A 14,867-nucleotide genomic window follows, 5' to 3' on the forward strand; every position below is an offset into this window, starting at 1 on the left:
GCCCCGCGGAGCCGGACGCCTGCTCAGGCGGCCCGGTACTCCTGAGCCGCCGTGCCGTCCGCCACCCGGATCCGCGTGTCGAACTCCAGGCCCGGATCGACCCGGTGCGCGATCAGGACCACCGTCCGCCCCTCGGCGGCGCGGAGCAGATCCCCGAGCAGGGCGTCGGCCACGGGAGCGTCCACCGACGCCGTCGGCTCGTCCAGCACCAGGACGCGGAAATCGGCCAGGAGTGCGCGTGCGAGGGCGATCCGCTGAGCCTGGCCGCCCGAGACGAGCGAGCCCCGCTCCCCCACCCGCGCGTCGAGCCCGCCGCGTGCAGCGACCCAGGGCCCGAGCCCGACCCGCTCGAGCACCGCCTCGAGCACGGCGCCATCGGCCTCGGGCCGCGCGAAGAGGAGGTTCTGCCGGATCGTGTCGTCGAAGAGGTACGGCTGCTGCTCCACGAGTCCGACCCGCTTCCGCACCTCCGCCTGCGGCAGCGTGCGCGCCTCGACTCCGCCCAGGAGGTAGCTGCCGGAGTGGTCGAGGAAGCGCACCAGAGCGTGCGCGAGCGTGGTCTTCCCGGAGCCGCTGCCGCCGGTGACGAGGACGCGCGCACCCTCCGGCAGGTCGAGCGAGACGCCCCGCAGCGCGGGCGTGTGCGCGCCGGGCCAGCTCACCGACAGGTCGCGCAGGACGATGCCGGCGCCCCGGGGAGCCGGGGCGTCCGGGTCCACGTCCGCGTCGGTCGCGAGCGCCGGCGACGCCGCCTCGGCGTCCAGATCGGCCAGGCGCTGAGCGCTCGAGAGCGCGGTGCGCGCCGCCTGCACGGCGAGCGGCGCGGCGGCGGCGACCTCGAACACCGCGAGCGGCACGAGCGCGACGACTCCCAGCGCCGGACCGCCGAGGTCGCCGATCGCCGGGATCCCGAGCGCGAGGCCCGCCCAGACCGCACCGCCCGAGCAGAGGGCGAGGACGGCCGCGGCCAGTCCGGCGGAGGCCGCCCGCCGACGCGCCGCTCGGGCGAGCGACTCCTCCGCGCGTGCCACGTCCGCCAGAGCGTCACCCGCCGCATCGAAGGCGATGAGCACGTCGAGGCGGGTGACCAGCAGGTTGAGGCGCTCGGCGAGCTCCCCGCGCAGGGGCGCCAGCTCGCGATCCGCCTGCGCGGAGAGGCGGCCGGCGCCCAGAGCCCCGCCGGCGAAGGCGAGGACGAGCAGCGCCAGCAGCACGGCGCCCATCGCCGGCAGCAGCAGCCAGACGCCGACCACGGAGACCGCAGCGACCAGCGCCGCGACGACCAGCGGCTGCACGACGCGCAGCGGCACGTCCTGCTGGGCGTCGACGTCCGATACCACCCGGGAGACCAGGTCGCCGCGGCGCACGCGGCCCAGCCCGTCCGGCGCGACCGGCACCAGGCGCTCGTAGACGCCCGCCCGGAGCTCCGCGAGCGCGCGGAAGGCGGCGTCGTGGCCGGTCAGCCGCTCGAGGTAGCGGAAGAAGGCCCGCGCCAGCGCGAACGCCCGCACGCCCACGACGGCCATGGAGAGGAACAGGATCGGCGGCTGCTCGGCCGCGCGGACGATCAGCCAGGCCGAGCAGGCCAGCAGCGCCACGACGGCCGAGGAGGAGAGCAGACCGAAGGACAGCCCCGGCAGGAAGCGGCGCGGCCCGGGCATCGCGGCGCGGAGGACGTCGGAGCGGTTCACCTCGCGACCGCCCCCGCCGGCGCCAGGGCGATCACGGCGTCGGCCGCCGCGACCGTCGCGGGCCGGTGGCTGGCGACGACGACGATCGTCCCGCTCTCCGCCAGCGTCCGGAGTCCGGCGAGCAGCGCCCGCTCGGACTCCTCGTCGAGGGCGGCGGTCGGCTCGTCCAGGGCCAGCACCGCGCACCCGCGCTCGAGCAGGCGGTGCACGGCGCGGGCGACGGCGACGCGGGCGCTCTGCCCGCCCGAGAGGCCCGTCCCCTCGGCGTCGAGCCGGCGCTCGGGGTCCACGTCGACCGCGGCGATCGCCAGGGCCCGCCGCACGCGCTCGGGGTCCGGCGAGAGTGCTCCGAGCCCGACGGCGGAGGCGACGCTCCCCGGGAGCAGGTCGGGCCGCTGGCCCGCCCAGGCGAGCGTCGACCGCAGATCCGCGACCGGCGACCCGCCGAGCAGCAGCGTGCCCGAGAAGGGCACGAAGCCCGCGAGCGCGGCGAGCAGCGTCGACTTCCCGGATCCGCTGGGCCCGGTCACCACGGTGATCGACCCGACGGGGAGTACCGCGTCGACAGGAGCGAGCGTCCGCCCGCGTCCGTCGTCGACCGCGAGACCCCGCAGCTCGAGCGCCCCCGTCGCCGCCGGAGCCGTCCCGCGAGGGGGCAGGGCCGCCGCGCGCTCGAGGACGGCGAAGGCGCGGTCCGCCGCCTGCACCCCGTCGGCCGCCGCATGGAACTCGGCACCGACCTGGCGCACCGGCAGGAACACGTCCGGCGCCAGCACCAGGACGAACAGCCCGACGGCCAGCCCCAGCGAGCCGTCGACGAGCCGCAGCCCGATCGACACGGCGACCAGTGCGACCGAGAGCGAGCCGGCGAGCTCCAGCACGAAGCCGCTGACGAAGGTCACCCGAAGCACCTTCATCGTGTGCACGCGGTAGTCCTCGGTCAGCGCGCGGATCCGCGTCGCCTGCCGCTCGGCCCGCCCGAAGATCTTGAGTGTTGCGAGGCCGCCGACGGTGTCGACGAAGCCGGACGCGAGGGCCTGCAGCCGCTCCCACTGCCGTGCCTGCACGGCCTGGGTCGCCCAGCCGATCAGCACCATGAACACCGGGATGAGCGGCAGGGTCACCACCAGGAACACCGCGCTGAGCGGATCGGCGAGGAAGACCACGAGCGTCAGGAGCGGCGTCGCCACCGCGGTGGCGATCAGCTGCGGGAGGTAGCGGGCGAAGTAGCCGTCGAGGGAGTCCAGTCCGCCACCCAGCAGCGCGACGACCCCGCCCGAGCCCCCTTCGGAGCGGCCCGCCGGGCCGAGCTCGACCAGTGCGGCGAGGACCGCCTGCCGCAGCTGCGCCTTCGCTCCTGCTCCTCCGCGCACCGCGTTCACCTCGGTCGCCCAGGCGAGAGCCGCCCGCGCCGCGACGACCGCGAGCAGGGCGGCCAGCAGCGGCGCGAGATCGTCGGCGGTCCTCCCGTCGACCGCACCGGCCACCAGCTGCGCCACGAGCCACGCGAAGGCGACGATCGCCAGGGTCCTCGCCAGCGCGAGCACCCCGCCGAGCAGGAGGAACACGCGGGCCGCCCGGGCGTAGCGGAGCAGGCGCGGATCGAGGGGCTTCACGTCAGTGGGCGTCGACCGGGATGTGCGCGCGGCTGATGCGCTTGCGGAAGATCCAGTAGGTCCAGGCCTGGTAGCCGACGATGAGCGGCACGAACACCAGGGCGGTCCAACTCATGACCGTCAGCGTATAGGGCGTGCTGGAGGCGTTCTCGATCGTCAGCCCGTAGGCGGGGACGTTCGAGGCCGGCATCACCGCGGGGAACAGCGTCGCGAAGAGGGCGAGCACGGCGAGCGCGATGGTGCCGGCCAGCAGCGCGAAGGCGCGTCCCTCCCGGCCCCGCGTGATCGCGAGCCAGCCGCCGACGAGGGTCGCGGCCGCGCCCGCCGAGAGCGCCCAGGAGGCGGCGCTCCCCTGGCCGAGGTTGGTCCAGGCCAGGAAGACCGCGGCGACGACCACGGTGAGCAGCCCCGCGCGGGTCGCCAGGCGGCGCGCACGCTCGCGGATCTCCCCCTCCGTCTTCAGGGCGACGAAGACGACTCCGTGCGTGAAGAAGAGCAGGAGGGTCGTCGCTCCGCCCAGCAGGGCGTAGGGGTTCAGCAGGTCCAGGGCGGTGCCGGTGAAGTTGTGGTCGGCGTCCATCGGGACGCCCTGCACGATGTTCGCGAAGGCCACGCCCCAGAGGAAGGCGGGCACCGCGGAGCCGACGACGATCATCGTGTCGAAGCGCCGCTTCCACTGCGCCTCCGGACGCTGGTGACGGTACTCGAACGAGACGCCGCGGGCGATCAGCGCGAGCAGGATGAGCAGAAGCGGCAGGTAGAACCCACTGAAGAGCGTGGCGTACCACTCCGGGAACGCGGCGAACAGGGCGGCGCCGGCGACGATCACCCACGTCTCGTTGAGGTCCCACACCGGGCCGATCGTGTTGATCAGCACGCGGCGGTCGGTGTCGTCGCGCCCGAGGAACGGGAGCGACATGCCGACGCCGAAGTCGAACCCGTCGAGGACGAAGTAGCCGATGAAGAAGAACGCGACGATCCAGAACCAGAGAACGGCGAGATCCATGAGGGGTGCCTCCTAGTAGACGGTGCCGACGAGCTGCGGGCGACCGCTCTCCTCGTCGACCTCGGGAGCGTCGTCGGGACCGGCCTGCGCGGCCCGCTTGATCAGGCGGAACTCGACCACGGCGAGCGTGCCGTAGATCGCGGTGAAGGCGAGCAGCGAGATCAGGACCTCGAGGCCGCTCACTCCGGGCGAGACTCCGTCGGCGGTCTTCAGCAGTCCGAACACGAGCCACGGCTGGCGGCCCATCTCGGTGAAGACCCAGCCCACGATCATCGCCATCAGCGGCAGCGGGGCGGCCCAGATCGCGACCTTCCACATCCACTGCTTCGGCTCGCGGCCCTTCCGGGTGAACCAGAGGCCGGCCGCGGCCACGCCGATGGCCAGGACGCCGAGCGCCATCATCCAGCGGAACGACCAGTAGGTGACCCAGATGATCGGCGTGTAGTCGCCGGGTCCGTAGACCTGGGTGTACTGCGCCTGGAGGTCGTTGATGCCCTCGACCGTGCCGGTGAAGGTGTGCGTCGAGAGGAAGGAGAGCAGGTAGGGGATGCGGATCGAGAACAGCTCGCTCGAGCCGTCCGGCGTGCCCCAGGTGAAGACGGAGAAGGAGGCGTCGACGCCCGTGGAGGTCCTGTAGAGCGCCTCCGCGGCCGCCATCTTCATCGGCTGCGTGTCGACCATCGCGAGGCCGAGCGAGTCGCCGGTGAACAGGGTCAGGCCGCCGCTGACGAGCATCATCCAGGCGCCGAACCTCAGCGCGGGGCGCATGGTCTCGAGGTGCTGGTTCCGCGAGAGGTGGTAGGCCGCGACGCTGATGATGACGGCGGCCGAGACCATGAAGCAGGCGAAGATCGTGTGCGGGAACGCGGCGAGAGCGACCTTGTTGGTGAGGAGTGCCCAGATGTCGGTGAGCTCCGCGCGGCCCTTGGTCTCGTTGATGCGGAAGCCGACCGGGTTCTGCATGAACGCGTTCGCGGCGATGATGAAGTAGGCCGAGAGCGTGGTGCCCAGCGTGGTCAGCCACATGGTGGCCAGGTGCAGCTTCTCGGGCAGCTTGTCCCAGCCGAAGATCCAGAGGCCGATGAAGGTCGCCTCGAGGAAGAAGGCGAGCAGGCCCTCGAACGCCAGCGGCGCCCCGAAGACGTCGCCGACGAAGCGGGAGTAGTCGCTCCAGTTCATCCCGAACTGGAACTCCTGGACGATCCCGGTCACGACGCCCATCGCGAAGTTGATCAGGAAGAGCTTCCCGAAGAACTTCGTCAGCTGCAGGTAGTGCACCTTCCCGGTGCGCACCCAGCAGGTCTGGAAGATCGCGACGGTGAGCGCCATGCCGATCGTGAGCGGCACGAACAGGAAGTGGTAGATCGTCGTCAGACCGAACTGCCATCTCGACAGCAGGAGCGGGTCCAGGAGTTCGTTCACAGCTCCGAGAGTAGGTGGACAGGAGGGGTCCGACGGCCCCCGATCCCAGTACTGGGGCGGATGTGCTGCCTTCCGCGAGCTCCTGGCGGCACCCTTTCCGGGGTGGCCCCGGACGCCCCTCCGAGCACTCCCGCCGACCGGTCGCTCGACGTCGAGACAGTCCCTCTCGACGTCGAGGGAGTCCCCCGCGCGGCGACTGCCGAGCGGGGCTCGCCTCCGTCGGACCCGCCGCCGCCGGCCTCTCGACGCCGAGCGATCAGGCCGGAGGCGGAACGCTGAGACTTCCTCCCACGGACCTTCAGTGAATTCCCAGGCGCACATCCGCGAGATCGGCCGTGGGAATCCGTTCACTGCGCGACGCCTCGACGGACTCGCCCGGTGAAGAGACTCCCGGAGCCGATGCCGAGGCGCCGCCGGCGGGCGCCCCGCGGTCAGCCGGCGTCGACGCGAGAGCGGGAGCCGGAGAACCAGGCGGGCGCCTGGAAGCCGTACTTCAGCACGGGCAGGTCGCGGGTGAGGCGCCAGTAGCCCAGTGCCGCCGCGACGCCGATCCCGCAGACCAGGAGCGGCACGACCGGCCCGATGACGTCGAGCCAGCGCTCTCCGTCGAAGAGCAGCAGGGCGCTCGTGGCGAGCGAGACGAAGAGGACGTGCACCACGTACACCGGGAGCGTGTTGCGGCCGATGAAGGTGATCCAGCCCGCGCCGCGCCGGTTCGAGAGGAAGCGGGCGACCACGAGCCCGGCGAGGACCGCCAGCACGCTCACCAGGACCAGCCCGATCGTCAGCAGCGGGAAGCGGGCGCGGACGGCGAGGATCACGCCGGCGAGCGCGAGGAACAGCACGCCGAAGCCGACTCCGCTGAGGATCCCGCGGCGCTCCACGAACGCGATCACCGCGTTCCGCAGGTAGAGGCCGAGCAGGAAGAACATCAAGTAGCGGGCCATGCCGTCCCAGGCGATGTTCCCGGTGCCCTCGGAGGTGCTGGAGCGGACGGCGTACCAGACCACGGCGATCGCGGTCGCGATGCCGATCTGCACCCGCCAGTCGATCCGGCCCTGCGCGAGCTTGGCGGCCACGAAGAAGATCGTGAGCGCGTAGAGGAACCAGAGCCCGTTGTGCGGCATCACCGGCTGGAGGAGCAGCGCGAGCGGGTCCGACTCGTCGGTGCCGCCCGGGTTGGGCACCACCAGGAAGAAGAGGAACCGCACCACGGACCAGAGCAGGAAGGCCCAGACCAGCAGGCTCAGCCGCGAACGCCAGAGCTCCGGCCACGACCGGGTGAGCACGGAGCCGGCGAACAGCCCCGAGGCGAGGAAGAACAGCGGCATCCGGAAGGTGATGAGGAGGAGGTTGATCTCGTTCCACGAGTCGGGGGCGATCCCGGCCGTCGTGGTCCACTGCACGGAGTGGGCCAGGGCGACCAGGATGATCGCGATGCCCTTCGCCGTGTCCACCCAGGTGATGCGTGCGCGTGCCATGAGTCCTCGTCGTGATCGTCCATCGGAAGTCGGCCGGCGGCGACGATGACGATGGCGATGTGCAAGTGTCGCACGGCTGTGCATCCTCTGTGATGTTCTGCGCGAATCCGATCACGGCGATCCGGTGACGGAGAGACGGCCACCGGGTGCGCGGGTCCTCGGACGGCCTCCTCGTGGACGACGCGCCCCCGCCGATGCCCGAGGATCGAGCCATGACTCGAGCGACGCCCTCCGGCTCCGCCCCCGGCCCCCGCCGCATCCGCCTCCGCCTCCTGGTCGCGCTGCTGGTGCTCGCGCTGGTCCTCGCCGGCGCGGGCATCGCCCTCTCGCTCGCCTCTCGGAGCGGAGGCGCGGGCGCTCCGGCCGCGAGCTCCCCCGACCCCGGCCCGACCTCCTCCGTCGACATGGCCGAGCGCGTCGCCGGTCTCGAGAAGCGCTTCGCCGCCGGGTTCCCGCAGCACAGCATCGTCCTCACGGGCAGCTCCACGATCGGCCGCTGGACGACCTCCAAGGAGGACCTGCGTCCGCTCGAGACCTACAACATCGGGATCGGCGGCACGACCGTCGCCGATCACCTCGCGTGGCTGGACCGCATGGTCGCCCCCTTCGATCCCCGCGCCGTGATCGTGTACGTGGGAGCGAACGACATCAGCGGCGAGGAGGGCTCGCGCACCGGCGCCCAGACCGCCGGCGCCGTCGTCGAGTACCTCCAGCGCGTGGAGGAGGTCGCCCCCGACGCCGAGCTGTTCTACGTCGAGATCGCGGAGACGCCCGCCCGCGCCTCCGTCGGCGCCGAGGTCCGCGCCGCCAACACCGCGGTCAGCGCCTACGCCGAGACGGACGACCGCGTCACCTTCGTCCCCACCGCCGACGCGCTCGTCACCTCCGACGGCTCTGTCGACCCCTCCCTCTTCGTCGACGACGGCCTGCACTTCGACGAGGCCGGCTACGCCCGGTTCTCGGAGGCGGTCCGCGCGGTGGTCCTGCCCGCTCTGGAGTGAACCGGCGGGCCGGCGCACTGCAGCCCCGCTCGACGTGAGCGGCCCGGGGACACCGCGCCCGGAGCCCCCAGTGTTGACCCTGAAGGGGGACACGGCCCCTCCATCGCGCGCGCCTATCCTGGCCCCGCGTCATCGCCGACAGCGCCCTCTGCACCGCCGCAGACCGCCGCTCGCTCAGCAGCGCCGACCGTCTCGGAGTCACCGATGCCCCGCTCGAGGATCCGCCCCCGCGGTCTCGCCCTGCTCACCGTCCTGGCGATCACGGCCGCCGCGCTCGTCGCCGGGCCCGCGGGTCCGGCGTCCGCCGCTCCCGTCGTGCCCGCCGGCTTCACCGACTCGCGGGTGGCGGCCGTCCCCGCGCCGACCGCCCTCGCCTTCACGACCGACGGGCGCACCCTCGTCTCCTCGCAGACCGGAGCGATCCGGGTGATCCGCGGAGGCAGCCTTGTCGCCACCCCGGCCCTCGACCTGCGCTCGAAGGTCTGCGCCAACGGCGAGCGCGGTGTGCTCGGCCTCGCGGTCGACCCGGCACCGGGCTCGCGCACCGTCGTCGTCTACTACACCGCGAAGGGCTCCGACTCCTCCTGCCCGACCAACGCCGGCGGCACGGTGAACCCCGCGGGAGCCCCGCGCAACCGCGTCTCCTCGTTCCAGCTCGGCACCGACGACCGCATCGACCCGGCCTCCGAGCGCGTCCTCCTCGACGGCATCTACTCCCCCGCGAGCAACCACAACGGCGGCGACCTCGCCATCGGGAAGGACGGCCTGCTCTACGTCAGCGTCGGCGACGGCGGCTGCGACTACCGCGGCGGAGTCGGCTCGCCGGGCGGCAGCGGCTGCGGTGGCCGGAACGACGCCGCCCGCGACCCGAACATCCTGAACGGCAAGATCCTCCGGATCACCCTCACCGGGGGCGTCCCGGCCGGCAACCCCTACCTGGGCACCGGGACCGCCTCCTGCCGGCTCGCCCCGGCCGCCGCGGGCGTGCGCTGCCGCGAGACGTTCGCGAGCGGCCTGCGCAATCCGTTCCGGATGGCCTTCGACCCGAACGCGACCGGCACCGTCTTCCGCATCAACGACGTGGGCCAGGACGCCTGGGAGGAGATCGACCAGGGCGTCGCCGGCGCCGACTACGGCTGGAACACCCGTGAGGGCCACTGCGCGAAGACCGGCTCGGCCTCGAACTGCGGAGCCGCGGCGCCCGCCGGGCTCACCGACCCGGTCCACGACTACGCGCACAGCAGCGGCTGCGCCTCGATCACGGGCGGCGCCTACGTCCCCCGCGGCGTCTGGCCGGCCGCCTACGACGGCGCGTACCTCTTCGGCGACTACGTGTGCGGGAAGATCCGGACCCTCGGCCGCACCGGCGCAGCCGGCGACCTCGTGACCGGCCTCGGCGGCAGCAGCGCCGTCGCCATGGCCTTCGGTCCCTCGCGCGGGACCCAGGACCTCTTCTACACCAGCTACGCGAACGGCGGCGAGGTCCGGCGCCTCGCCTACACCGCCGCGGCGAACCGCGCTCCGACCGCGGCCCTCACCGCCGCCCCCTCCTCCGGCGCGGCTCCTCTCGCCGCGCGGCTGAACGGCTCGGGCAGCAGCGACCCGGAGGGCGGTGCCCTGACCTACCTGTGGTCGTTCGGCGACGGCACCCCCGACCGCATCACGACCGGCCCGACCTTCACCCACAGTTACGCCGCCGGCAGCTGGACCGCGTCCCTCCGCGTCCGCGATCCGAAGGGAGCCGTCTCCGCCCCCGCGACGACGAGGATCACCTCGGGCGACAGTGCCCCGACGGTGAGCATCACCGCACCCGCCGACGGAGGGATGTTCGTCACGGGCCGGAGCTACGGCCTCCGCGCCACGGCGACCGACGCCGAGGACGGCGTCCTGCCCGCCTCGGCGCTCACCTGGACCGTCCAGCGCCGCCACGCTCAGCACACGCATCCCTTCCTCGGGCCGCTGACGGGGAACGACCTCTCCTTCGTCGCCCCCGGCCCGGAGGACCTCGCCGCCGCCGCGGACAGCGACCTCCTGATCAGCGTCACCGCGACTGACTCGAGCGGAGTGTCGACGACGGCGACGCGGACGTTCTCCCCGCAGAAGGTCTCCGTCACCCTGGCCACCGCTCCCGCCGGCCGGACGGTCGTCGTCAACGGCACCGAGGTCGCCGGAGGCACGACCGTCGTCTCGTGGGCGGGCTCGGCCCTCCAGCTGGAGGTCCCGGACCAGACCGACGCGTCGGGCACGGCCTACCGGTTCTCGTCCTGGTCGGACGGCGGCGCCGCCTCGCACAGCGTCGTCACTCCCGGGAGCAGCACCACGCTGACCGCGACCCTCGTCTCCGCCGGGCTCCCCGGCGCTCCGACCGCCGTCACCGCCACGGCGGGCTCGGACGGCACGGCGACGCTCGCGTGGTCGCCCCCCGCGGGGACCGGTGGCTCGGCGGTCACCGGCTACCGGGTGTCGCGCGACGGGTCCGACACGAGCGGAGCCGGAGCCTGGAGCGCCGTGGTCGCCGCGACCAAGCGCTCGCAGACCTTCACGAAGCTGGTCCCGGGCCGCAGCTACACCCTCTCGGTGCAGGCGGTCACGGCGAACGGCACCGGCCCGGCGGCCTCCGCGCTCGTCGCCGTCCCCTGACCGCCCGGCGTCCACCGGCCTTCCGGGCGCAGCCCTGCCGCCGCCCAGCCGTGCGCCCCTACGATCGAGCCATGCCGAGCATCCGGAGCCGCCGTCGGCCCCAGCCCCCGATCGAGTCCCCGGCGGGCGGGGGCGCCCGGTGAACGACACCCTCACCGGGATCCTGGACTTCGTCGTCAGCGTCCCCCCGGTCTGGCGGACGCTCCTCGCCGGACTCGCGATCTTCTTCGAGACCACGATCCTGGCGGGCCTCGTCGTCCCCGGCGACACGATCGTGATCGTCAGCGCGACCGGCGTGACCAGCCCGCTGCAGTTCGCGGCGCTGGCCGTCACGGTCGTCATCGGCGCCCTCTGCGGCGAGTCCGTCGGCTTCTACCTCGGCCGCTGGTTCGGGCCGCGGATCCGCGCGTCGCGCCTGGGACGCCGGCTCGGCGAGAAGAACTGGCTGAAGGCCGAGCGCTACCTCGCGCGGCGCGGCGGGTTCGCCGTGTTCCTCTCGCGCTTCCTGCCGGTGCTGCACTCGCTGATCCCGCTGACGGTGGGGATGAGCGGGATGCGCTATCGGACCTTCATGGCCTGGACGATCCCGGCGTGCGTGCTCTGGTCGTCCGCCTACGTCGGCGTCGGCGCAGCCGCGGCGGGCAGCTACCGGGAACTCTCGGAGAGCCTGCACGGCGCCGGCTACGTCTTCGTGGGCGTCATCGTCGTCTTCGCCCTGCTCGTGCTCCTCGGGAAGAAGCTCCTGAACAGAGCGGAGGCGCGTCACCTCGACGAGTGACGCGCCTCCGGGCGTGGATCCGGGGAGGATCAGTCGACGAGACCCGCCGACTTCAGCCACTCGCCCGCGATCGCGGACGCGGACTTCTGCTCGTTGACGCTCTCGGAGTTGAGGGCGACGAGGTCGTCCGCCGTGAGCTTCGCGCTGACCGCGTTCAGCACCTCGGCCGCGTCGTCCGTGATCTTGCTCGAGACGATCGGCACGACGTTGTCGGCCACGAACAGTCCGTCCGGGTCCTCGAGAGCGACGAGGTCGTTCTTCTGGATGTTCGGGTCGGCCGTGTAGACGTTCGCCAGCTGGATCTGGTCGCTGGTGAGCGCGTCGACGGTGGTCGATCCGCCGCTGTCCTCGATCGCCTGGAAGGTGGTCGTGATGCCGTACTTCGACTGCAGGGTGTCGGGCCCGTAGGGGCGCGTCTGCAGCTCGGAGTTGCCGCCGACCACGATCGGGTCGGTGACGTTCTTGAGCGACGCGATGTCGGTCAGGTCCCACTTGTCGGCGAAGGCCTGGGTGACGGTGTACGAGTTCTGGTCGCTGGCCTCGGCGGCGTCGAGGGCGCGGAGGCCGTCGGGCAGCGCGTCGCCGAGCGCGGAGTACACGTCGTCGGCGGTGGTGGCCGTCGCGTCGGGCTCGAGCGCCTGCAGGAGGCTGCCGTCGTACTCCGGGAAGACGTCGATGGATCCGCTCTCGATCTCGGGCAGGTAGATCTCGCGCTGGCCGATGCGCAGCTGGCGGTCGACGGTGAAGCCGTCGTTCTCCAGCGCCTGCGCGTAGATCTCGGCGAGGATCTCGTTCGAGTAGTAGTCCTGCGAGCCGACCACGATGGTCTCGCTGCCCGCAGTCGCACCCGATCCCTCATCGAGCGGATCGCTCGAGGAACACCCTGCCAGTGCCACGACGGCACCGACCGCGAGTGCGCTGAGCGCGACACGGCCCTTCGTGAAATGTGCTGTGAACATTGCTATTTCCCTTCTTCGATGGGGATTCCCATCACCGCGCGTCGTCGGGGCGACGAGGCGCGGGAACCTGTGCGGCCGGCGGTGCCGGCCAGGCCGAGCACGACTCCGCGCGGCACGGCGAGCCGCTGGAGGAGGGCGAAGAGGATCTCGCTGAGGAGCGTCAGCACGATCACCAGGATCGAGCCGGCGAGCATCTGCGGGTAGTCCCCCGACTTCACTCCGCGGAAGATGTACTGCCCGAGGCCGCCGGCGCCGATGTAGTCCGCGAGCGTGGCGGTCGCGATGATCTGCAGCGCCGCCGAGCGGAGCCCGCCGATCAGCAGCGGCAGCCCCAGCGGGATCTCGACCTTCGTCAGGATCTGCCACTCGGTCATGCCCATCGAGCGCGCCGCGTCGACAGTGCGGCGGTCGACCGCCTCGAGCCCGGAGTACGCGCCGGCGAGCACCGACGGGATCGCGAGCACGACGAGGGCGATCACCGGAGCGCCGAGGCCGAGCCCCAGGCTCATCGCCGCGAGGACGAGCACGCCCAGCGTCGGCAGGGCGCGCAGGCCGCCTGCGACCGGCACGGCTATGCCCTTGCCGCGCCCGGTGTGCCCGATCAGGTAGCCGATCGGGATCGCGATCGCGGCCGCGATCACGAGCACCAGCAGGCTAATGCCGACGTGCTGGGCGACACGGGTCGGGATCGCGTAGACCCCGGTCCAGTGCGCGGGGTCGGCGATCCAGGCGAAGGCCTCGGCGATGAGGTTCACGACGTCACCGCCCTCTCGACCGCGACCGGTCTGCGCGAGCGGCGCGTGCGGTCCAGAGCCGTCCAGGGCATGAGGAGACGGCCGATCAGCACCAGCAGTCCGTCGAGCACCAGCGCGAGGACGATCGTGAGGACGATGCCCGTGACGATCTCACCGGTGATGCCGCGCTGGAAGCCGTCGGTGAAGAGCAGGCCGAGGCTCTGGATCCCGAGCACCGCGCCGACCGTCACCAGGCTGACCGTGCTGACCGTGACCACGCGCAGGCCCGAGAGCAGGACCGGGCCGGCCAGCGGGAACTCGACCCGCCAGAAGCGCGCCCAGCCGGAGTAGCCCATCGCGGTCGCCGACTGGCGGACGTCGTCCGACACCGCGCCCAGTGCGTCCGAGGTGGTGCGGACCATCAGCGCGACGCCGTAGAGGGTGAGGCCCGTGATCACGTTGGCGGTCGAGCGGAGCGGGATGCCCAGCAGGACCGGCAGCAGGATGAACATGGCCAGCGAGGGGATGGCGTAGAGCACGCCGAGCCCTGTCAGCAGGGTGCCGCGGCTCCAGCGGTAGCGGTTCGCGAACCAGCCGAACGGCAGCGAGACGAGGAAGCTGAGCAGGATCGGCGGGACCGACAGGGCCAGGTGCGCCAGCAGGTTCGCGACGATCGCGTCCGTGTTGTTGACGACCCAGTTCACGCGGCGGGGCCGTCCTGCGCGCGCAGCACTCCGGTCGGACGCCCGTCGCCGTCGACCACGATGCGGGCGCCGTCGCGCTCCTCGATCCGGAGCGAGCGCTTGCCGCGGTCCGCACCGACGAAGCCGGCGACGAACTCGCTCGCGGGGTTCGCCAGGATCTCGGCGGGCGAGCCCTTCTGCGCGATCCGGCCGCCCTTCTCGAGGATGACGACCTGGTCGCCGAGCAGGAACGCCTCGTCGATGTCGTGGGTGACGAAGACCACGGTCTTGTCGAGCTCGTCCTGGAGTCGCAGGGTCTCGCGCTGCAGGTCGGCGCGCACGAGAGGGTCGACCGCGCCGAACGGCTCGTCCATCAGCAGGATGTTCGGGTCGACCGCGAGGCCGCGCGCCACGCCGACGCGCTGCTGCTGGCCGCCGGAGAGCTGGCTGGGGTACCGGGCGGCGAGCGCACGGTCCAGTCCGACCGTGTCCATCAGCTCGAGCGCGCGGGCGTGCGCCTGCTTCTTGGCGACCCCGTTCAGCCGCGGCACGGTCGCGATGTTGTCGATGACCTTGCGGTGCGGCAGGAGGCCGGAGTTCTGCATCACGTAGCCGATGCGGCGGCGGAGCGCGACGGCGGGCAGGGACGAGATGTCCTCGCCGTCGATCTCGATGGTGCCGGAGGTCGGCTCGATCATCCGGTTGATCATGCGGAGGATCGTGGTCTTCCCGCAGCCCGAGGAGCCGACGAAGACGGTCGTCTGCCGGGAGGGCAGCACGAGCGAGAAGTCGTCGACCGCCCGCGTGCCGTCCGGGTACTGCTTGCTGACGTTGCGGAACTCGATCACGAGGCCGC

At 72.4% G+C, this 14,867-nt stretch carries 12 protein-coding genes; 3 read left to right on the forward strand and 9 right to left on the reverse strand.

Features of this window, described 5'->3' with window-relative positions; translation table 11 throughout:
- Nucleotides 1-23: 23 nt before the first annotated feature.
- From cydC to C5B92_RS00115, 5 genes are all read right to left on the reverse strand, one after another.
- A complete protein-coding gene (gene cydC, locus C5B92_RS00095) occupies nt 24-1,691 on the reverse strand; it encodes a thiol reductant ABC exporter subunit CydC (RefSeq protein WP_104349958.1) in 1,668 nt (555 codons plus the stop codon).
- Nucleotides 1,688-3,307 (reverse strand): thiol reductant ABC exporter subunit CydD, encoded by a 1,620-nt coding sequence (cydD, locus tag C5B92_RS00100; RefSeq protein WP_104349959.1) that lies wholly within the window; start codon nt 3,305-3,307, stop codon nt 1,688-1,690. The genes cydC and cydD overlap by 4 nt, the downstream gene beginning before the upstream one ends.
- Before the next feature lies 1 nt (nt 3,308).
- Nucleotides 3,309-4,313, reverse strand: coding sequence for a cytochrome d ubiquinol oxidase subunit II (cydB, locus tag C5B92_RS00105; RefSeq protein WP_104349960.1), 1,005 nt, complete (start codon nt 4,311-4,313; stop codon nt 3,309-3,311).
- A 12-nt stretch (nt 4,314-4,325) separates the two neighbouring features.
- Nucleotides 4,326-5,735 carry a cytochrome ubiquinol oxidase subunit I gene (locus tag C5B92_RS00110; protein ID WP_104349961.1) on the reverse strand — a complete coding sequence of 470 codons (1,410 nt, stop codon included), beginning with the start codon at nt 5,733-5,735 and terminating at the stop codon, nt 4,326-4,328.
- A 431-nt stretch (nt 5,736-6,166) separates the two neighbouring features.
- On the reverse strand, nt 6,167-7,216 hold the full coding sequence (locus C5B92_RS00115) for an acyltransferase family protein (RefSeq protein WP_181028701.1): 1,050 nt from the start codon (nt 7,214-7,216) through the stop codon (nt 6,167-6,169).
- A 212-nt stretch (nt 7,217-7,428) separates the two neighbouring features.
- Between C5B92_RS00115 and C5B92_RS00120 the strand changes: the two genes are divergently transcribed.
- The 3 genes from C5B92_RS00120 (at nt 7,429) to C5B92_RS00130 (ending at nt 11,635) form a co-directional block, all read left to right on the forward strand.
- Nucleotides 7,429-8,217: a GDSL-type esterase/lipase family protein gene (locus C5B92_RS00120; protein WP_146083679.1), complete on the forward strand. Its 789-nt coding sequence runs from the start codon at nt 7,429-7,431 to the stop codon at nt 8,215-8,217.
- A 204-nt stretch (nt 8,218-8,421) separates the two neighbouring features.
- Entirely contained in the window at nt 8,422-10,857 is a 2,436-nt protein-coding gene (locus tag C5B92_RS00125) for a PQQ-dependent sugar dehydrogenase (protein WP_104255135.1), read from the forward strand.
- A gap of 139 nt (nt 10,858-10,996) precedes the next feature.
- Complete coding sequence (locus C5B92_RS00130; protein ID WP_104223112.1) at nt 10,997-11,635, forward strand: DedA family protein; 639 nt, start codon at nt 10,997-10,999, stop codon at nt 11,633-11,635.
- 29 nt (nt 11,636-11,664) lie between these two features.
- On the opposite strand, the gene C5B92_RS00135 is transcribed toward C5B92_RS00130, so the two are convergent.
- The 4 genes from C5B92_RS00135 to C5B92_RS00150 are packed head-to-tail and all read right to left on the reverse strand — an operon-like array spanning nt 11,665 to nt 14,859.
- A complete protein-coding gene (locus C5B92_RS00135; protein ID WP_104223111.1) occupies nt 11,665-12,594 on the reverse strand; it encodes an ABC transporter substrate-binding protein in 930 nt (309 codons plus the stop codon).
- A gap of 2 nt (nt 12,595-12,596) precedes the next feature.
- Entirely contained in the window at nt 12,597-13,349 is a 753-nt protein-coding gene (locus tag C5B92_RS00140; RefSeq protein WP_104223110.1) for an ABC transporter permease, read from the reverse strand.
- A complete protein-coding gene (locus tag C5B92_RS00145) occupies nt 13,346-14,032 on the reverse strand; it encodes an ABC transporter permease (RefSeq protein ID WP_104223109.1) in 687 nt (228 codons plus the stop codon). Before C5B92_RS00145 ends, C5B92_RS00140 begins: the two co-directional genes overlap by 4 nt.
- Entirely contained in the window at nt 14,029-14,859 is an 831-nt protein-coding gene (locus C5B92_RS00150; protein ID WP_104225631.1) for an ABC transporter ATP-binding protein, read from the reverse strand. Before C5B92_RS00150 ends, C5B92_RS00145 begins: the two co-directional genes overlap by 4 nt.
- Nucleotides 14,860-14,867: the final 8 nt, after the last annotated feature.

The sequence above is a fragment of the Rathayibacter sp. AY1A4 genome (assembly GCF_002930955.1).
GTDB lineage: Bacteria > Actinomycetota > Actinomycetes > Actinomycetales > Microbacteriaceae > Rathayibacter.

Coding starts and splice junctions, on each gene's coding strand:
- C5B92_RS00115 (WP_181028701.1), bottom strand. CDS start 7,216: ATGGCACGCGCACGCATCACCTGGGTGGACACGGCGAAGGGCATCGCG.
- cydB (WP_104349960.1), bottom strand. CDS start 4,313: ATGGATCTCGCCGTTCTCTGGTTCTGGATCGTCGCGTTCTTCTTCATC.
- C5B92_RS00125 (WP_104255135.1), top strand. CDS start 8,422: ATGCCCCGCTCGAGGATCCGCCCCCGCGGTCTCGCCCTGCTCACCGTC.
- C5B92_RS00120 (WP_146083679.1), top strand. CDS start 7,429: ATGACTCGAGCGACGCCCTCCGGCTCCGCCCCCGGCCCCCGCCGCATC.
- C5B92_RS00135 (WP_104223111.1), bottom strand. CDS start 12,594: ATGTTCACAGCACATTTCACGAAGGGCCGTGTCGCGCTCAGCGCACTC.